The 18,435-nt window shown below is 73.2% G+C and carries 18 protein-coding genes and 1 pseudogene; 7 read left to right on the forward strand and 12 right to left on the reverse strand.

The window, feature by feature from the left end:
• Positions 1-79: 79 nt before the first annotated feature.
• Complete coding sequence (locus LRS74_RS02935) at positions 80-1,477, reverse strand: PLP-dependent aminotransferase family protein (protein WP_277739495.1); 1,398 nt, start codon at positions 1,475-1,477, stop codon at positions 80-82.
• On the opposite strand from LRS74_RS02935, the gene LRS74_RS02940 reads away from it, so the two are divergent.
• Both LRS74_RS02940 and LRS74_RS02945 read left to right on the forward strand, forming a co-directional pair.
• Positions 1,476-2,732: an aminotransferase class V-fold PLP-dependent enzyme gene (locus LRS74_RS02940; protein ID WP_277739496.1), complete on the forward strand. Its 1,257-nt coding sequence runs from the start codon at positions 1,476-1,478 to the stop codon at positions 2,730-2,732. The genes LRS74_RS02935 and LRS74_RS02940 overlap by 2 nt on opposite strands.
• Positions 2,729-4,111 carry an MFS transporter gene (locus LRS74_RS02945; RefSeq protein ID WP_277739497.1) on the forward strand — a complete coding sequence of 461 codons (1,383 nt, stop codon included), beginning with the start codon at positions 2,729-2,731 and terminating at the stop codon, positions 4,109-4,111. Before LRS74_RS02940 ends, LRS74_RS02945 begins: the two co-directional genes overlap by 4 nt.
• Before the next feature lie 265 nt (positions 4,112-4,376).
• Here LRS74_RS02945 and LRS74_RS02950 read toward each other — a convergent pair whose 3' ends face one another.
• The 3 genes from LRS74_RS02950 to LRS74_RS02960 form a co-directional block, all read right to left on the reverse strand.
• Complete coding sequence (locus LRS74_RS02950; RefSeq protein ID WP_277739498.1) at positions 4,377-5,258, reverse strand: universal stress protein; 882 nt, start codon at positions 5,256-5,258, stop codon at positions 4,377-4,379.
• 216 nt (positions 5,259-5,474) lie between these two features.
• Entirely contained in the window at positions 5,475-6,074 is a 600-nt protein-coding gene (locus LRS74_RS02955) for a 2'-5' RNA ligase family protein (RefSeq protein ID WP_277739499.1), read from the reverse strand.
• A 147-nt stretch (positions 6,075-6,221) separates the two neighbouring features.
• A complete protein-coding gene (locus tag LRS74_RS02960) occupies positions 6,222-7,025 on the reverse strand; it encodes a HEAT repeat domain-containing protein (RefSeq protein ID WP_277739500.1) in 804 nt (267 codons plus the stop codon).
• A 185-nt stretch (positions 7,026-7,210) separates the two neighbouring features.
• Here LRS74_RS02960 and LRS74_RS02965 point away from each other — a divergent pair, with 185 nt between their 5' ends.
• From LRS74_RS02965 to LRS74_RS02980, 4 genes are all read left to right on the forward strand, one after another.
• On the forward strand, positions 7,211-8,368 hold the full coding sequence (locus LRS74_RS02965) for an alpha-hydroxy acid oxidase (RefSeq protein ID WP_277739501.1): 1,158 nt from the start codon (positions 7,211-7,213) through the stop codon (positions 8,366-8,368).
• A 240-nt stretch (positions 8,369-8,608) separates the two neighbouring features.
• Positions 8,609-9,814: a glycosyltransferase gene (locus tag LRS74_RS02970; protein WP_277744567.1), complete on the forward strand. Its 1,206-nt coding sequence runs from the start codon at positions 8,609-8,611 to the stop codon at positions 9,812-9,814.
• Between the two features lie 53 nt (positions 9,815-9,867).
• Positions 9,868-12,057 (forward strand): RNA polymerase recycling motor ATPase HelR, encoded by a 2,190-nt coding sequence (gene helR / locus LRS74_RS02975; RefSeq protein ID WP_277739502.1) that lies wholly within the window; start codon positions 9,868-9,870, stop codon positions 12,055-12,057.
• A gap of 153 nt (positions 12,058-12,210) precedes the next feature.
• Positions 12,211-12,831 carry a DUF3995 domain-containing protein gene (locus tag LRS74_RS02980; RefSeq protein ID WP_277739503.1) on the forward strand — a complete coding sequence of 207 codons (621 nt, stop codon included), beginning with the start codon at positions 12,211-12,213 and terminating at the stop codon, positions 12,829-12,831.
• Here LRS74_RS02980 and LRS74_RS02985 read toward each other — a convergent pair.
• The 8 genes and pseudogenes from LRS74_RS02985 to LRS74_RS03020 form a co-directional block, all read right to left on the reverse strand.
• Entirely contained in the window at positions 12,782-13,294 is a 513-nt protein-coding gene (locus LRS74_RS02985; RefSeq protein WP_277739504.1) for a gas vesicle protein K, read from the reverse strand. The two genes, LRS74_RS02980 and LRS74_RS02985, sit on opposite strands and share 50 nt — an antisense overlap.
• Positions 13,284-13,502: a gas vesicle protein gene (locus LRS74_RS02990; RefSeq protein WP_277744568.1), complete on the reverse strand. Its 219-nt coding sequence runs from the start codon at positions 13,500-13,502 to the stop codon at positions 13,284-13,286. The genes LRS74_RS02985 and LRS74_RS02990 overlap by 11 nt, the downstream gene beginning before the upstream one ends.
• A gap of 107 nt (positions 13,503-13,609) precedes the next feature.
• The gene (locus LRS74_RS02995) at positions 13,610-14,563 is read right to left on the reverse strand and encodes a GvpL/GvpF family gas vesicle protein (protein ID WP_277739505.1); all 954 of its coding nucleotides are present in this window, start codon (positions 14,561-14,563) and stop codon (positions 13,610-13,612) included.
• 322 nt (positions 14,564-14,885) lie between these two features.
• Positions 14,886-15,230, reverse strand: a pseudogene (locus LRS74_RS03000) (gas vesicle protein); the annotation flags it as partial.
• Entirely contained in the window at positions 15,227-15,502 is a 276-nt protein-coding gene (locus LRS74_RS03005; RefSeq protein WP_277739506.1) for a gas vesicle protein GvpG, read from the reverse strand. The pseudogene LRS74_RS03000 and the gene LRS74_RS03005, both read right to left, overlap by 4 nt.
• A gap of 10 nt (positions 15,503-15,512) precedes the next feature.
• The gene (locus LRS74_RS03010) at positions 15,513-16,226 is read right to left on the reverse strand and encodes a GvpL/GvpF family gas vesicle protein (protein WP_277739507.1); all 714 of its coding nucleotides are present in this window, start codon (positions 16,224-16,226) and stop codon (positions 15,513-15,515) included.
• 3 nt (positions 16,227-16,229) lie between these two features.
• On the reverse strand, positions 16,230-16,718 hold the full coding sequence (gvpJ, locus tag LRS74_RS03015; protein WP_277739508.1) for a gas vesicle protein GvpJ: 489 nt from the start codon (positions 16,716-16,718) through the stop codon (positions 16,230-16,232).
• Positions 16,719-16,764: 46 nt separating this feature from the next.
• Positions 16,765-17,157 carry a gas vesicle protein gene (locus LRS74_RS03020; protein ID WP_277739509.1) on the reverse strand — a complete coding sequence of 131 codons (393 nt, stop codon included), beginning with the start codon at positions 17,155-17,157 and terminating at the stop codon, positions 16,765-16,767.
• 226 nt (positions 17,158-17,383) lie between these two features.
• Here LRS74_RS03020 and LRS74_RS03025 point away from each other — a divergent pair, with 226 nt between their 5' ends.
• Complete coding sequence (locus LRS74_RS03025) at positions 17,384-18,433, forward strand: histone protein (protein ID WP_277739510.1); 1,050 nt, start codon at positions 17,384-17,386, stop codon at positions 18,431-18,433.
• Positions 18,434-18,435: the final 2 nt, after the last annotated feature.

An 18,435-nucleotide genomic window follows, 5' to 3' on the forward strand; every position in this document is an offset into this window, starting at 1 on the left:
GGCGGGGGGCCGCACGCGGGGCCTCCCACCGGTCGTCGGTCGACGGCTCGTCACACACACCCTCCCCCGGTCCGCGCGCCTACCGCCCGCGCAGCACCTCCCCCAGGCGGCGTGCGCCCTCGGTCAGTTCGGCGTGGTCGGGGGTGGCCGCGAAGGAGAGCCGCAGGTGTGCCGCGGGGGGCTCGGTGGCGTGGTAGCGGAGACCGGCGCTGACGGCGACGCCGTGGTTCCGGGCGGCGTCGGCGAGCGCCGAGTCGTCCCAGCCGGCCGGGAGCCGGAGCCACAGGTGCAGCCCGCCCGTGGGCGGGGTGAGGGAGGCACCGGGGATCTCGCGGGTCAGCGCGGCGGCCAGTCGTCCGCACCGCTCCCGCAGCGCCGCGCCGAGGGTGCGGACATGCCGCTCCCACGAAGGGGAGCTGAGCATCTCCAACGCCGCTTCCTGGAGTGGCCGCGAGACGAAGAAGTCGTCGACCAGCCGGATCGCACGCATCCGTTCCATCACCGGTCCACGGGCCACCAGCGCCCCGATCCGCAGGCTGGGGGCCGCGGGCTTGGTGAGCGAGGTCAGGTAGACCACCGCGCCGTCGCGGTCGTCGGCCATCAGCGGGCGCGGCACGGGGCCGCCGTGTCCCAGGTGCCGGGCGAAGTCGTCCTCGATCACGAAGGCGCCCGAGGCCCGGGCCACGTCCAGCACCTGACGGCGGCGTTCGGGCGCCAGCACGGTGCCGGTCGGGTTGTGGAAGGTGGGCTGGCAGTACAGCAGCCGGGCGCCGGTCATCGCGAACGCGTCGGCCAGCAGGTCCGGACGCAGCCCGTCGGCGTCGAGCGGCACCGGCACCGGGCGCAGTCCCGCGGCCCGTGCGGCGGCGAGCGCGCCCGGGTAGCCGGGTGACTCCACCAGGACCGGGCTGCCCGGCGCGGCGATGGCTCGGAACGCGATCGACAGGGCGCTCTGTCCGCCCGCCGTGATGAGCACGTCGTCCGGCGTCGCGCCGCCGCCGGCGATTCCGGCGAACACCGCCCGCAGCGCCGGCAGGCCGCCGGCCGGGGCGCGGTCCCAGGCGTCCGGGCGTCGCGCCGCCCGCGCGAGCGCGGCGCTCAGGGCGCGGGTCGGCTGCAGCGACGCGTGCACATAGCCGCCGTCCAGTCGGATCGCCCCCTCGGGCAGGGGGCTGGGGCTCTCCGCGATCGGCTGGGTGTCGACCGCGCGGTCGGTGAGCGCGACGGTCTGCCAGGCGGTGTCGACGACATCGTTCTCCGGCCGGGCGCGCGGCGCCACGTAGGTGCCGCTGCCCGGACGGGTCACCACGGCGCCCTCCGCGGCCAGCACGGCGATCGCGCGCGCCACCGTCACCGGGCTGACCCGGTACTGCTGGACCAACTCCCGGCTGCTCGGCAGCCGGTCACCGGGCGAGAGCCGATCGAGGAGCGCGCGCAGACTGTTCGTCAGTTCCACGGAAGTGCTACTGTCAGACATGAAGAATGAGAATAGCGCTACTGAGTTCATCGGGGAAGCACTTCACCGGAACCTCACCGACCTTCGCGCCGACACCCCCGGGTGTGAGCACGTCGTGCACTTCAACAACGCCGGCTGCGGGCTGATGGCCCGTCCCGTCCTCGACACCGTGCTGGACCACCTGAACCTGGAGGCCCGGATCGGCGGTTACGAGGCCGCGGCCGCCCAGGCCGAGCAGGTGCGCGCCTTCTACACGGAGATCGCCGCGCTGATCAACACCACGCCGGACAACATCGCCTTCGCCGGCAGCGCCACCCACGCCTATGCCAACGCCCTGTCCGCGATTCCCTTCGAGGCCGGCGACACCATCCTCACCACCCGCGACGACTTCATCTCCAACCAGATCGCCTTCCTGTCGCTGCGTAAGCGGTTCGGGGTGCGCATCGTGCACGCGCCGGACGCGCCGGAGGGCGGCGTGGACGTGGCCGCCATGGCGGCCCTCATGCGGTCACTCCAGCCGCGCCTGGTGACCGCGACCCATGTGCCCACCAACTCCGGCCTCATCCAGCCGATCTCCGAGATAGGCCGGCACTGCCGCGAGCTGGATCTGCTCTACCTCGTCGACGCCTGTCAGTCGGTGGGCCAACTCCCCCTCGACGTCGACGAGATCGGCTGCGACATGCTCACCGCGACCTGCCGGAAGTTCCTCCGCGGCCCCCGCGCCTCGGGCTTCCTCTACGTCTCCGACCGGGTGCTGCAGGCCGGCTACGAACCGCTGTTCATCGACATGCACGGCGCGCGGTGGACGGCACCCGACCGGTACCAACCCGTCGCGTCCGCGGCCCGTTTCGAGGAGTGGGAGTTCCCGTACGCCACCGTGCTCGGCTGCGCGGCGGCGGTCCGCTACGCCCGGGCGGTGGGCATCGACGCCATCGCGCACCGCACCCCGGCGCTCGCGCGGCGACTCCGCGACCGGCTCCAGACCGTGCCCGGCGTGCGGCTCCTCGACCGGGGCCCCCGCCTCGCGGCGCTGGTCACCTTCGCCGTCGAGGGCTGGCGGCCTCAGGAGTTCAAGGCGGCCGTGGACGCCTTCGGTATCAACTCCGCCCTGAGCTTCCGGGAGTTCGCCCAGTACGACTTCGGCGACAAGGACGTGGACTGGTGCCTGCGGCTGTCGCCGCACTACTACAACACCGAGGACGAGGTGGACCGGGTCGCCGACGCCGTCGCGGAGCTGGTGCGGCGCTCTCCGGGCACCCGGCAGGCGGTGCGATGACGATCACGCGACGCCACGCCGGGGACCCGGGACCCGGCGCGTCCGCGGTGGCCGGACCACCCACCGCGGACCCCACGACGACCCCGGTCGTCGAACCGCACGACGCCACGCGGGACAGCCTGTGGCGCAACCGCGACTTCCGCCGGTTCTGGCTCGGCGAGACCCTGTCCCTGCTGGGCTCGCAGGTGACGAACCTGGCGCTGCCGCTGACCGCGATCAGCGCCTTCGACGCCACCGACGAGCAGGTCGGCGTCCTGCGCTTCCTGCAACTGGTGCCGTTCCTCGGACTGGCCCTGGTGTTCGGGGTGTGGGTCGACCGGGCCCGCAGGCGACGGGTGATGCTCGGCGCCAACCTCGCCCGCCTGGTGCTGCTCACCCTCGTGCCGGTGCTGTACTGGCTGGACGCCCTCAGCATGGGGTCGCTGCTGGTCATCGCCTGTGCCGTCGGGGTGGCCACGGTGCTGTTCGACGTCAGCTGGATGTCCTACGTACCCACCCTGGTGCGCGAGCCGAAGCACTATGTGGAGGCCAGCGCCAAGATGAGCGTCAGCTCCTCGGCCGCCGACGTGGCCGGCCCGGGACTGGCCGGCGCCCTGGTCAGCGCGGTCACCGCGCCCGTGGCGCTGATCGTGGACGCCTTCTCCTACCTGGTGTCGGTCGTCTCGCTGCTGCTCATCCGCACCCCCGAACCCCGGCCGGAGCCACCAGCCGAGCGTCGGAGGCTGTCGGTCGAGCTTCGCGACGGTCTGCGCTGGGTGTGGAAGAACCCCGTGCTGCGCTCGCTCGCGCTGATCGGGTTCTGCTGCAACTTCTCCATGATCACCGTCTGGACCATGTTCCTGCTGTACGGCACCCGCGATCTGCACTTCGCCTCCACCACCCTCGGCACGATCTTCGCGGTCGCCTCCGTGGGCGGCCTGATCGGCGCGGTGCTCTCCCGGCGGATCATCCGACGCTTCCGGCTCGGCCGGGTCTATCTCGTGGCCCAGTCGGCGCTGCTGCTCGGCCCGCTGCTGATCGTGGCGGCCACGGGCCCCCGACCGGTGATGGTGGGGATGTGCGTGCTGTCCTTCTTCGTCACCTACCTGGGACTCGGCGTCGCGGGAGTCATCATCGTCAGCCTGCGCCAGACCAGCACCCCGCAGTCGATGATGGGCCGGATGACCGCCGTCTTCCGCACCCTGCTCTTCGGCGGGAGCGCGCTCGGCGGGCTCTTCGCCGGCCTGCTGTCCGGACGGATCGGAGCCGAGGGCGCGCTCACGGTGGCGGCGTGGGGTTCCGCCGCGGTGGTGATCGTCCTCCTGCTGTCTCCGGTGAGCCGGCTGCGTGAACTGCCGGCTCCCGTCACCGAGCCGACGCCGGAGGCGGCCAAGGGCTGAGGTCGGCGCACCGACCGCCACGGGCGGCGGACCCGGGATACGGAACCCGGTGTCCGCCGTCCCGGCATGTGTCGGGAGGGCGGACACCGGGACGGCCGACACCCGGACGGCCGACACCGGGACCGCCGACACCGGGACCGCCGACACCGGGACGGCCGACACCGACACGGCCGACATCAGGACGGCCGAACCGCGACGGCCGTCGACGAGCCGGGCCTTCCGCGACATCGGGCGGCCCCGTGACGCGGCGGGCGGCTCCAGCGCGTCAGCCGTGCGGGACGACGGCGACGGGGCAGCGCGCGTGATGGAGGGCGGCGTGGGCGACGTGGCCGACATACGGAACGAGCGGGGGGCGATGCGTGGCCCGGCCGACCACCAGCAGCCCGGCGCGGGCGGCCGAGCCCAGCAGGACCTCCGCCGCGCTGCCGATCTCCACATGCTCGGTGACGGCGACGTCGGGGAACTTCTCCCGCCACGGCCGGACCGCTTCCGCGAGTGCGCCACGCTCATACGGTTCGAGGCCGCCGGCCTCGTCGAGGAGCCGCAGGGACTGCGGGCTGTAGGCGAACACCGGCGGCAGGCTCCAGGCCCGCACCGCGCGCAGCGGCGCCCGCCGCGCCGCCGCCGTGGCGAAGGCGAACTCCAGCACCGGCCCGGCCGACTCCGCCGTGTCCTGGACACCGACCACCACCTCCTCCGGGTCCGGCGCGCCCGCGGCGTCGCTCGGGCTGCGCACCAGCACGACCGGCGCCTTGGCCTGTGCGAGCACCCGCAGCCCGACGGAGCCGAGCAGGAATCCGAGCGCGGCGCCGTGCCCCCGGGAGCCGAGCACCACCATCTCCGCGCCCTCACTCCGTGCCACGAGGGCGGGCACCGGCTCCTGCGAGATCCGCTCGGTGGAGACCGCCACCCCAGGGTGATGGCTCGTCAGATCTGCCTGGGTCTCCTCCAGGAGGCCCCGCGCCGGCTCGTCGCCCGCCTCGTCCGCGCCGTCCGCCCGGGGCCCGCCGGTCGGCTGGGGCGGCCTCGTCCACGCGTACACCAGGCGCACCGGCGCCTCGCGCCGGCGCGCCTCCCGGCCCGCCCAATCGGCGGCCGCCCGGCTCTCGGGCGATCCGTCCAGACCCACGATGATGGGACGTGTCATGGGATGTCTCCTCCTCCAGATCCCTACCGCTCCGGTGTGACGGCCACGACCGCCGCCGTCGCCGCACGACTCCAGGTTTCCGCGTCCGGCGCCACGGCCCCAGAGGCCGATCGGCCCTCTCCCTGCCGATCGGCCTCCTACCCGGCCAGCCCGGTGACGCACCACTTTCGACGGCGCGTCCACCCGGCGCGACCGCCGGAGCCCGCGGCCCCATCGCTAGGGATCCGGCGGTCGACGGACCTCGCCCGTGCCCAGTGTGATCACTCCCCGGGCTCGCATGGGCTCCTCGCCGCGCCGGGAGAGGAGGACCACGTCCTGGACCACGGCCGACAGCGCGCCGAGCCGGGCGGCGCACTCGGCGGCCAGACGCCGTGGGTCCCGGGTGCGGCCGAGGGACAGATGGGGGGTGAAGTGGCCGCCACGCCCGTGGCAGAGCGGGAACCGCAGCCCCAGGGCCCGGTGCAGACGGGTCCACGGGGCCAGGCCCGCCGCGGCCGGATCGAGCCACACCGTCGCGTCATGCCGGTGCCGGAAGTACCGCACGCCGGACAGGCGTACCGGGAACGCCGCGCTCTCCGCCGCCCCGGCGGCGAGCAGGGGCACGGCCCGCGCGAACTCCTCCTCCGGCACGAAGCCGAACAGCAGGTTCACATGCGGGGGCCACCGCCGTACCTGCGGATCGTGCTCCCACCGGATGTCCTGGATCGCCGGCCAGAGCTCCCGCGGCGGCAGCCACGCGACCGCCGTGCGGGCCGTCGGCGCCTCCTCGAGCACGTCCACCGGCTCGGCCCCGCCACCCATCGGATCCTCGTCCACACCACCATGGTCCGGACCGCGGCCGACGGCCACCACCCGCGCGGCGTCCGGCACCCCGGAGTCCGCCGACCACCGCGGCGAGCCGGACACAGGACGGCGCTGAGCGCGGCGCCCGCCCGGCCGATGAGGAGGAACGGCGGGCAGGGGTCACCGCGATTCCCGGGCGTCCTCCGCCGCCTCCCGGACGTCCGGGTGCGGATCGTCGGCGAGATCGTCCAGCAGCTCGCCGACCCCGGGAGTGGACCAGCCGACGACCGCCCAGACCAGTTGCTCGCGCACCGTCGGGTCCGGGTGGGCGGCGAGCCGGCGCAACGGGGCGAGCGGGCCCCGTCGACGCATCCCGAACCAGTGCAACGCCTCCCGCAGCACGGCGGCGTCGCCGGGGTCGCCGGCCGCCGCGACCCTGGCGAGCAGCACCCTGGCGGGTGGCGGCGGACCGTCCAGCGGATGCGGCAACCGCTCGCGCAGGCGCCGCGCCCCGTAGCCGCCGCGCACCCGGCACCCGAAGCAGGTGCAGGGGCGCGTTCCGTGCGCGTCCGGCAGATAGCGCCAGCCCGCGACCTGCGACACGGTGCGGACCCGGTGCACCTCACGCGGCCGGATCGCCCGAGGCACGAACACCTCCCACCCGCGCGGGTCCTCCAGCGCCGCGACCCGTCGCACCGCCTCCGCCGCCGAAACCGCGGCCTGGGCGCCCCGCGCGCGGTCCCTGTAGTGCCCCACCAGCACGGGCTGGGCGTCGTCCAGTCGTACGTGGACGCCCACGAGCCCGCCCCGGCTGCCGAACCGGGCCAGCTCACGCACCCATTGGTGGGTGAGGGTGTACGACGGCAGCACCGGGAAGCAGTACACGCCGCGCGCGCCGTCCTGCCCGCTACCGGCCGCGCGGATCCCGGACCGCCGGACGCGCGGCGCGTTCGCCGCCGACGTCATGTGCACGAACATCGCCATGGCCGGGATGCTAGTGATCGATGGCAGGGGGTCACCACGGGCGTGAAGGCGGCTCCACGGGCTCAAGGCGGCACCGGCGCCGGACCGGCGACTCTCGGCGCTCCACCGGCCCGCTCGCCGCCCGAGCCGTGGCTGTCCGAAAGCCGGCTTGCCCTCCGGGCGTCGGGCCTGGTGGGCTGATCGCCGTGTCTGTGGACGAGGACGAGTCTTTCGCCCCCGGTGCCGGGAGCGTGGACCGGTCTCCCGGCCCCCGCGGCCGGAGCCTGGTCACGCTGGACGACTACCGCGTGGCGGCGCGGCCGCTGGTCGAGCCCTCGGCATGGGACTACGTCGACGGCGGCAGCGGCGACGAGACGACCCTGCGCGAGAACGAGGCCGGGTACCGTCGCTACCGGCTCCGCCCGCGCGTCCTCGTCGACGTCTCCCACTGCGATCCGCGCACCACGCTGCTCGGCTGCCCGGTCGCCCTGCCCGTCGGCGTCGCCCCGACCGGCTTTCAGGGGCTGGTCTCACCCGAGGGGGAGCTGGCCTGTGCCCGCGCCGCGGGAGAGGTGGGCGCGCTGATGGTGGTCAGTACGTACGCGACCGCGCGGCTCGAGGACATCGCCCGGGTGGCGCGGGGACCGCTGTGGCTGCAGCTGTACGTCTTCCGGGACCGGGCCACCAGCGAGGACCTGGTCAGGCGGGCCGAGGCGGCCGGGTACCGGGCGCTCGTGGTCACCGTGGACGCCCCGGTCCAGGGGCGCCGGGTGCGGGACCTGCGCAACGCCTTCGCGCTGCCCCCGGGTCTGGCGGCGGCCAACTTCCCCCAGGCCCCGTCCGAACACCCTTCGGCCGAGCTGGGCGAGCGGGTGGCGCAGCGCGTCGACCCCGCCCTCACCTGGGACGATCTGGCCTGGCTGAGTTCGCTGACCCGGTTGCCGATCGTTCTGAAGGGCGTGCTGACCGCCGAGGACGCGGCGCGCGCCGCGGAGCTCGGGGTGGCCGCGATCGTGGTGTCCAACCACGGCGGTCGCCAACTGGACGGCTCGGTCACCCCACTCGACGCGCTGCCCGAGGTGGTCGCCGCCGTCGCGGGACGCTGTGAGGTCCTGGTCGACGGGGGCGTCCGCCGCGGCTCGGATGTGCTGGTCGCCCTGGCGCTGGGTGCCCGCGCGGTGCTGGTGGGGCGGCCCGTGCTGTGGGGCCTGGCCGTCTCGGGGGCCGAAGGCGCGCGCGAGGTGCTGTCGATCCTGCGCGCCGAGCTGGAGACGGCCATGGCGCTCAGCGGCCGCCCCGACCTCGCCTCGGTGGACGCGAACCTGCTGCACCCGGCGCCTCGCCCCCCGTACCACCCGCTCTAGTGGATCGGGCTAGCGGATCGGGCCAAGCGGACCGGCCCACAGCGCCATCGCCCCAACGGCCAGCGGATCAGTCGGGCCTGAGGGTGACGAGGTCTGAGAATGACGAAAGGCGAGGGATTCCCCACTCCTCGCCATGTTAAACATATAGCACGACGGGGGGCTTGCCGCAAGGCCCCCGTCGTCCCGCAGAATTGCCGGCCAAAGCCAGGATCTGCGGAAATCGGGAGTCGCTCAGTGCGTGTGGTGTTGTCGACGTATGGGTCGCGTGGGGACGTCGAACCTCTGGTCGGACTCGCGGTGCGGTTGCGGGAACTCGGCGCGGAGGTACGGGTGTGCGCGCCGCCGGACGAGGACTTCGCGCGGCGGTTGGCCGGTGTCGGCGTACCGCTGGTGGCGGTCGGCCCGTCGGCACGCGCGCTGACGAAGGCGGCGCCGTCGCCGTCATCCCTGCCGCGACGCGCGGCCGAGTTGATCGCCGGTCAGTTCGACGCGGTCACCGCGGCGGCCGAGGGCTGCGACGTGGTGGTGGCGACCGGCATGATGCCCGCCGCGGCCGGAGCGCGGTCGGTGGCCGAGAGCCTGGGCGTCCGCTCCGTGTCCGTGACCTTCCAGCAGCTCACCTTGCCGTCGCCGCACCACCCGCCGCTGGCCTATCCGGGCCGGCCGTTCCCGCCGGGGGTGACCGACAACCGGGTGCTGTGGGACCTGGACGCCCGGAGCGTCGACGCGCTGTTCGGCGAGGCGCTCAACACGAACCGGGAGTCGATCGGCCTGCCGCCGGTGGACTCCGTCCGCGACCACGTCATCGGCGACCGACCGTGGCTGGCGACGGACCCGGTCCTGGACCCGTGGCGGAAGACGCCGGACCTCGACGTCGTCCAGACCGGCGCGTGGATCCTGCCCGACGAACGCCCGCTCCCGGCCGAGCTGGTGGCGTTCCTGGAGGCCGGCGCGCCACCGGTGTACGTGGGCTTCGGCAGCATGCCCATGCACGCGTCCACGGACATCGCCCAGGTGGCCGTCGAGGCGGTCCGCGCGCGGGGCCGCCGCGCGGTGGTGGCCCGCGGCTGGGCCGACCTGGCCCTGACCGACGGCCGGCACGACTGCTTCGTCGTCGGCGAGGTCAACCAGCAGGCGCTGTTCGGCCGGGTGGCCGCCGTCGTGCACCACGGCGGCGCGGGCACCACGACCACGGCCACCCGGGCCGGGGTGCCTCAGGTGGTGGTGCCCCAGGCGACGGACCAGCCGTACTGGGCCGGCCGGGTGGCCGACCTGGGCATCGGCGCGGCGCACGACGGTCCGACCCCGACCTTCGACTCCCTGTCGGCCGCCCTCGGGACGGCCCTGGCCCCCGAGGCCGGCGCACGAGCGCGCGCCGTGGCCGGCACGATCCGGACCGACGGGGCGGCGGTGGCCGCGAGGCTGCTCCTCGACATGGCCCGCTGAGCCGGAACCTCCCCAGCGACCGCCGTATTCGCCGTAGATTCGGAGCTGTTGACGTGAACTCCCTGACCACCAGCGTTTTCGATCTTTCCGACCGCCTCTCCCCCAAGGCCGACCCCACGCTGATCGACGGCGACGAGCGGCACTTCGCGGCCATCGCTGAGTGCCTGGAGCAGTCGATCGCCGACCTGTCCGACCGCCTCGACGCCGCGCGCAGGGCGCCCGGCGGCATAGGCCGGCAGGCGATGGATCGGGACATGGAGATCCACCGGTTGACCGCTCGCCTGCGCACGCTGCGTCGCTTCGGTCTGGACCTGTGCCTCGGGCGCATGGTCGGCGCGGACCACCCCGAGCCCGTGTACGTCGGTCGCCTCGGCCTCACGGACAGCGCGGGTCGTCGGCTGCTGCTCGACTGGCGCTCCCCCGCTGCTGAACCGTTCTTCGGAGCCACCCACGCCCACCCGATGGGCCTGGCGAGCCGCCGCAGGTATCGCTGGGCCGGCGGCCGGATCAGCGACTACTGGGACGAGGTGTTCACCTCGGACGGGTTCGTCGGGCACGCCGCGCTCGACGACCAGTCCGCCTTCATCGCCAGCCTGAGCGGCAGCCGGTCGCCACGGATGCGAGATGTGCTCGGCACCATCCAGGCCGACCAGGACGCCGTCATCCGCGCGGGGTCCCGCGGCGCCCTCGTGGTCGACGGCGGCCCGGGGACGGGGAAGACCGTCGTCGCCCTGCACCGCTCCGCCTACCTCCTCTACTCCGACCCTCGTCTCGGTCACCGCCGGGGCGGCGTGCTGTTCGTCGGTCCGCACCAGCCCTATCTGGGCTACGTCGCCGACGTCCTCCCCAGCCTCGGAGAGGAGGGTGTGCGGACCTGCACCCTGCGGGACCTCGTCCCCGAGGGAGCCACGGCGGTGATCGAGGCCGACCCGGAGGTGGCCCGGCTGAAGTCGTCCGCGGACCTGGTGAAGGCGATCGAGACGGCCGTCAGGTTCTACGAGGAGCCGCCCACCGAGGGGATGACGGTCACGACCCACTGGTCCGACATCCGGCTGAGCGCCGACGACTGGGCCACGGCGTTCGCAGCGGCGGAACCCGGTACTCCGCACAACGAGGCGCGCGACCAGGTCTGGGAGGAGCTGCTCACCCTCCTGGTGGACAAGCACGAGGACGACGCCACGGCGGACGACGGCGAGGTCTCGGTCGATCTGCTCCGCAGGTCGCTGACGCGGAACAGGGAGCTGCTGACGGCCTTCAACCGGGCGTGGCCGCTGCTCGAAGCGGCCGACCTCGTCGGAGACCTGTGGTCGGTCCCCGCCTACCTGCGGCTGTGCGCTCCGTGGCTCGACCGCGAGGACGTGCGGAAGCTGCAGCGCGCGGACGCCCAGTCCTGGACGGTGTCCGACCTGCCGCTCCTGGACGCGGCACGCCAGCGGCTCGGCGACCCGGAGGCGGCCCGTCGCGGGCGCCGGCACCAGGCGATCCTCGCCGCCCAGCGCGAGCGCATGACGCAGGTCGTCGACAACCTGATCGAGGCCGCGGCCGACTCCGGCGCCGACGGTGACGACGGGGAGGGCCTGGTGACGATGTTGCGCGGCCAGGACGCCCGGGTGAGCCTGGTCGACGAGGCGGAGCTGCCGACGACCGACCCGGACCTGCTCCGCGGCCCGTTCGCGCACATCGTCGTGGACGAGGCTCAGGAACTGACCGACGCGGAGTGGCAGATGCTGCTGCTGCGGTGCCCCTCCCGGAGCTTCACCATCGTCGGTGACCGCGCCCAGGCCCGGCACGGGTTCACGGAGTCGTGGCGGGAACGGCTTGAGCGGATCGGGCTCGACCGGATCAACCTCGCCTCCCTGAGCATCAACTACCGGACGCCGGAAGAGATCATGGCGGAGGCCGAGCCGGTCATCCGGGCCGCGCTCCCGGACGCCAACGTGCCGACCTCCATCCGCCGCGGCGACGTCCCCGTCGTCCACGGATCCACCTCGGAGCTGAGTTCCATCCTGGACACCTGGCTCGCGGCGCATGCCGAGGGGACCGCCTGCGTCATCGGCGATCCCACCTTCCGGTCGACGTCCCGCGTCCGGTCGCTGACCCCGGAGCTGTCGAAGGGGCTCGAGTTCGATCTGGTCGTCCTCATCGACCCGGAGACGTTCGGCACGGGGGTCGAAGGAGCGGTCGACCGCTATGTCGCGATGACCCGTGCGACCCGGCAACTCGTGATCCTCACCAGCTCCTGACGTCGTCGGCCGGACGAACGCCCGCTCCGTCCGAGGGTGTCGACCGGTCAGCCGGGAGGCCGATCACCCTCTCCTCCGCACGGGGTAGTGGGAGATCCGCGGTTCCCGCCCCGGGTCGATGTGCGGAGAGAGCGCCGACAGAAGACTGGCGTCATGGACACATCGACACCTCCGAAGAGGCCGGCGGCGGCCGCGGCGGCCGCCGCGATCTGGGCCGCGGTCTTCGCCGCCTTCCATGTCTACTGGGCGCTGGGCGGCGGCTTCGGGCTGGGGGACGGTAGCGTCTCGGAGCAGGGCGTCTCCGGGGGCTTCCTCGTCTACGACCTGGTCGTGGCGGTGATGTGCCTGGTCGGGGCCGGTGTGTCCCTGGAACTGGGCCGCGGGGTGGGCCGCCCGCTCCTGCCCCGGTGGATGCTGCTCACGGCGGCGTGGACCGCGGCGGCCCTGCTGCTCGCGCGTGGCGGGATCGGGGTGATCGACGACCTGCTGCGCACGACCGGTGTGCTGACGAACGGCGTGAGCGGACTGACGCTCGAGCAGGTGTACGGAGACCCGGACCCGTCCGCCTACACGATGTGGTCCATGCGCGCCGTCGACCTGTACTTCCTCCTCGGCGGTGCGCTGTTCACCGCCGCGCTGCACGGCTTCCACCGACCGCGGAAGCGGAGCTCCACCGACGCGGAGCCGAAGGTCGGCCAGGCGGCCGCGCCTGGTGCGCGCGGGGTCAGTCGGAGGGCGGCAGCAGGGGCCCCAGGGGGCCGAGGTCGAGATTGAGGTCCTGCATGGTCAGGCCGTAGCGGGAGCACAGGTCGCTCATGCGGTCGTGCAGGACCATCAGCGTCATCCCCAGGCGCTCCTCCTGTTCCTCGGTCAGGTCGCCCTGGTCGACCCGGTGGAGGGCCTGGCGCTCCATGAGCTGGCGCAGCAGCTCGACCAGGGTGAGGACGAGCCTGATCAGGTCCCGTTCGACCGTGTCGGGGTCGGTGGTGATCCGGCGGGCACGGCCGCGGTCCGGGTCGGAGCCGGCGGCCGGGACGTCCTGGGGCGCGGCGGGCAGCAGCCGGAAGGCGCGGGCCGCGGCCTCGGCCACCTCGTCCAGCCGCTGTCCGGGGCTGAGCGGGTCGGTGGGGCCGCCCTCCCGGCGGGGCGGGCCCGTGTCGTCGTCCTGGGCGGCGTGGCCCCTGCCGTTCTCCTGGCCGGGCGGGCGGTTGCCGTGGTCGTCGCGGTCAGCCGTCATGGCGTCCTCGCGGTGACACGGTTCCGCTCCATGGGGACGGGGTCTTCGGGCCGATGGAGACGATCAGGGCGCGCAGCGAGATCCGTACCAGATCGATGTCGGCCACGGAGAGCACCACATCGCCCGTGATCACGGCACCACCGCTGAGCAGCCGGTCCAGCAGGTCGATCAGGGCCACCTGGCGGTTGGGGAGCGGTTCGGAGGCCACGGGGCCGGCGGGCCGCGGGCTGGTGGCCCCGGACCCGGTGGCAACCGGCGCGGGGGTCCCGAGCTCGACACGGTCCGGCGCCGGAGGGCCGTTCTCCGGAGCGCCGTTCACGGAGCCGCCTCCTCGCCCGGGGGTTCCTCGCCGGAGGGCTCCTCGTCTGGGGGTTCCTCGCCGGAGGGCTCCTCGTCTGGGGATTCCTCGCCGGAGGGCTCCTCGTCTGGGGGTTCCTCGCCGGAGGGCTCCTCGTCTGGGGGTTCCTCGCCGGGGGGCTCCTCCGCGGCCGGCGGCGCGGCGAACGAGTACGGGGCCCAGGGGCCGGTGATCTCGACCCGGACGCCGGGGAGCCCCTCGGCCGCCCGTGCCACCTCGGCGCGGAACCGCTCCGCGCGGTCACGCGCCACGAGGTAGGCGTCGTTCACCACGTTCACGCCCGGGCCGCCGGCCAGCTCGCCCTGCTGGGCGCGGTGCCGCGTCCGGTCGGCGGCGTGCCTCCGTCCGACCTCCTCGACCCGCTCGGCCGCCTGCCGCGCCGCCCGGAAGCTCTCGTCGCGCGAGCGTCGTTGCGCGCTCCGGCCCCGCAGATAGGCGCGGCCGGGGCTGAGGCCGCCCGCGGGTTCGGGCTCCGGGGTCGCGGCGGCGTCCGCCGACGGATCGACGTACACCTTCACCCCCCACTCGACATGCGCGGCCAGCCGGGACAGCTGCTCCAGGAAGGCCGTGCGTCCCGCGTCGAGTACCTCGGCCACGCGGACGTCGTCGAGGTACACCGTCGCCAGCCGCAACGGCAGCACCGAGGTCCGGGCGGCCAGCGCCTCGACCACCGCGTGGTGCGCCCGGGCGACCGCCTCCAGCCAGGCCAGGTCCTCCAGGTGCCGCTTCAACGCCTCCTCGCTGAAGTCCCGGGCCGGCACCGGGCTGACCGCCGCCACCAGTTCGTCGTCTCCCGGGGTCCGCGTCAGGCGGACCGGGGCCCCGACGACGCCCTCGACACCGGTCAGCGCCCCGCTCAGCCCTTCGGCGTTTCGGGCCACGGCGTAGGCGTAGGTGACGGTGTCAGTCATCGTCCCCGTCGTCCGTCCCGGGGCGCCGGCGCGGCCTGGACGACGTCCGCCCGGTGGTCTTCCGCGTCGAGGTCGTCCTGCGGTCCGAGGCCGTCTTGCCACTCACCGTCGTTCTGCGCGGCGAGGCGGTCTTCCTGGCCGGGGAGGTCCTCTCGGCAGGGGAGGCGGTCCGCTCGGCCGCGGAGGCGCCGCCGCTCCTGGAGGCCGGCTCCCGGGCCGTGGACTTCCGCCGTGGCACGGCCGTCTCCTCCTCGTCCCTGTCCGCCTCGACCGCGGAGGCCGCGGAGACGTCCGCGTCCGCCGGCGGAAGCGCGGCGCTCCTCCGCAGCGCGTCGAGCTCCGCACGCAGCCGCTTGTTCTCGTCGGCCAGCGCGTGGTCGTCTCTGGGGGCGCGGGAGGACAGTGAGGGGTCGTGCTCCCACCAGTCGATGCCCATCTCCTTCGCCTTGTCGACGGAGGCGACCAGCAACCGCAGTTTGATGGTGAGGAGTTCGATGTCGAGCAGGTTGATCTGGATGTCGCCGGCGATGACGATGCCCTTGTCGAGCACCCGCTCCAGGATGTCGGCGAGGTTCGCGGAGCTGCCCTGGCCATAGGTCGGCTGGCCGTAGCGCGGCGTGGCCCGGGACGGGAGGGCGCCGGGCCGGCCGGCGAGGGGTTCGGTCACGGCGGCCACCTCGACTCCCGCTCGGGCGGCGCCCCTCGCCAGTACGCCCTGACCTCCTCCAGCCAGTTCAGGAGTTCGTCCTCACGCCGCTCGAAGGTCTCCTCGTCGATCTCCCCCGCCAGGAGAGCCTTCTCCAGGCGGGCGAGTTCCTCCTCCGCCGGTGCGGGGTCGTAGTACTTCGCCTCCGCCGCGTCCACGACGCGGCCCATCACCCAGGCCGCTCCCCGCACCGGGGCCAGCGGGAGGGTGAGAAGCTGAGTGATGACACCCACAAGAGCTCCTTCACACGAAGCTGTACGGAGGCAGCGGGCCCCGCAGCCGGAGGGAGAAGTCGTCCCCGAGCTGGTTCGCCAGGCTCAACTGCGCGGTGAGGAACAGCTCTTCCTTGTCGCGCTCCACCAGGAAGGAGATGGAGAGCAGGTCGTCCCCGGTGGGCGAGGAGGACACGTCGTCCCGGGAGAACGGACGGAGCGCCTCGACCACGCCGGCGGCCAGCGCGCCGTGGCGCGCCTCGACCTCCTGGGCCACCAGTTCGCCGAGCGCCAGGGGCGCGCCCGGGCCGGCCTCTCCGCTGCGGATCGCCTCGTTGAGCTCCCGGGCCTCGTCCGAGTCCTGGAGGATCTCGCGGAGCAGGGCGTCCTCGTCCTGGGCCACCCTCAGGTGGTACTCGGCGCACCCGTCCAACTCCCGCAACCGCGTCTCGTACTCCTCAGCCCGTTCCTCCAGCGCGGCCCGTACGGCGTCGTCGTCCGGCGCGGTGAGTCCGAAGCGCAGCGGGAGGATGGTGCCGTCGGACATCAGCCGGTCCTGCACCTCCTGGTGGGCGCTCAGGTCACGCCTCCTGGGGCGCAGGTCCTCGGGGGCGTCGCTGACCACCGCGCGCAGCTGTCCCGCGCTGATGGCGCGCGGGCGTCCGGGGGGATCGCCGACGCCCTTGAGGTCGCCGAGACGCAGCGGATGGTCCTCACCGGTGATGGAGTAGACATAGACGGCCACGGCTCACTCCTCCTTCTCGCGGCGCGAGGTCCGCCGTGTGGGGCGCCGCCGCCTCTCTTCGCCCTCTTCGTCGTCCCGGCTCGCCCGCCTCCTGACCTTCTCCTCCTCGCCCTCTTCCTCGCTGTCGCGCTTCCGGCCGCCGCTCAGGGTGTCCGCCACCGACTCCACCGCACCCGTCAGCGCGCCCTTGACCTTGCCCTCGGATCCGCTCTCGGTCACCTCGCCGACGATGTCCGTCAGCTGGGTCGGCGCCTTGCGGCCGGTTTCGAGGTCGAGCCGGTTGCACGCCTCCGCGAACCGGAGATAGGTGTCCACGCTGGCCACCACGACCCGGGCATCGATCTTCAGGATCTCGATACCGACGAGCGACACGCGCGCGAAGACGTCGATGACGAGTCCCCGGTCGAGAATCAGATCCAAGATGTCGTAGAGGCTTCCGGTGGCGCCGCCCTGGATCGCGCCGCCGCCTGCGCCTTGCGGCACCACGGTCATGATGTCTCCCTTCGACGCCCAACCGCCGTGCCGGCGGCTGCCGTTGCTAGTTGCGTCGGTCTATCTGTCCACGGGTGTAGCGCCGGGTCCGCTCGTAGGCCACCAGATCCCCGCTCTCGTCCAGGCTCACCCGGTAGCTGGCCATCACGCTGGTGGTGTCGGGAACGCGCTCCACCTCGACGACCTCCACGGTGGCCTCCCAGCCCTCGTCGGTGGGTTTGAGGGCCGAGACCGAGTCGGGGGAACGTCCGAGCAGCTCCCGCAGTTGGGCGATCGCGGCCCGCATGGCCGCGCCCGTCGACACTCTGCGTTCGGCACGACGCGCGGGCTGCTCCGCCCGCCGCGCACGTGCCCCGGTGCCACCGGACCGATGTCCGGCGGTACCACTCGTCGACGCGCGCCTGTCGTCATCCGCGCGTTCTCCCCTGGCTGCCGACATTTCCTCTCTCCGGACCGGCAGGAATTTCCGATCGACTTTCCTCACTGCCTTTCTCAGCATAGGCACATACCCGCGGAACATGGCGAAATATGTAGCCGCATGGATGCGCTCGATGACGCACGGTGTCCATCGCTTCCTGCGTATGCGCGCGGGCGGAAGGCGGCACAGACTTGAAATGCTCACTGTCCGGAAATTCTCGCGACCCCAGCCAGCCGAAGGGACCACGATGAACGACTCAGCCAAGATCGCCCTCGCGGCCGCGGTGGCCGGCGGGTACCTGCTCGGCCGCGCGAAAAAGGGACGGCTCGCGTTCAGTGTGGCGACGTACATTGCCGGCCGTCGGTTCGGTCTCCAACCGCAGCAACTGCTCACCGAGGGACTTCGCAAGCTGAAGGACGTGCCGCAGGTCGCCGATCTTCAGGACCAGGTGCGCGGTGAACTGATGGACGCCGGCCGGCAGGCGGTGGCGGCGGCCACCGACCGCAAGCTGGGTGAGCTGGCCGAAGTGCTCCGCGACCGAACTCAGCGCATAGGAAAGGAAGCCGAGGAGGAAGAAGAGGAACCCGAGGAAGCCGAGGAAGCCGAGGAGCCGGAAGAGGAGTACGAGGAAGAGGAACCCGAAGAGGAGTACGAGGAGGAAGAGGAGCCGGAGGAAGAGGAGCGAGGAGAGGAAGAACCCGAGGAAGAACCCGAGGAGGAGGAAGAAGAGGAAGAGGAGGAGGAAGAGCCCAGGGAAGAGGAGCCCGAGGAAGAGGAGCCCGAGGAAGAGGAAGAGAAGGAAGAGGAGCCTCGGCGACAGCGGCGTCGGCCCGCCAAGAAGGCCCCGGCCGCGAGGAAGCCCGCCGAAGAGAAGGCCCCGCGAAAGCGGTCGGCACCACGGAAGGCGGCGAAGAAGCCACCGCCGGCCAAGAAGGCCCCGGCCAAGAAGACGACCGCGAAGAAGACGACCGCGAAAAAGGCCCCGGCCAAGAAGGCACCGGCGAAGAAGGCGCCGGCGGAGAAGGCGGCGGCGAAGAAGGCCCCGGCCAAGAAGACCGCCGGGAAGAAGGCGGCCGCGAAGGCCCCGGCGAAGAAGACGACCGCGAAGAAGGCGACGGCGAAGAAGACAGCCGCGAAGAAGACGACCGCGGAGAAAGCGGCCGCGAAGAAGACGACGGCACGGAAGGCCTCGGCCAAGAAGACCGCCCCCCGGAAGACCACCGCGAAGCGGGCGACGGCCAAGAAGACGACGGCCAAGAAGGCTCCGGCGAAGAAGACGACCGCGCGGCGGAGGTAGAC

This window comes from Streptomyces sp. LX-29, from assembly GCF_029541745.1.
Taxonomy (GTDB): domain Bacteria; phylum Actinomycetota; class Actinomycetes; order Streptomycetales; family Streptomycetaceae; genus Streptomyces.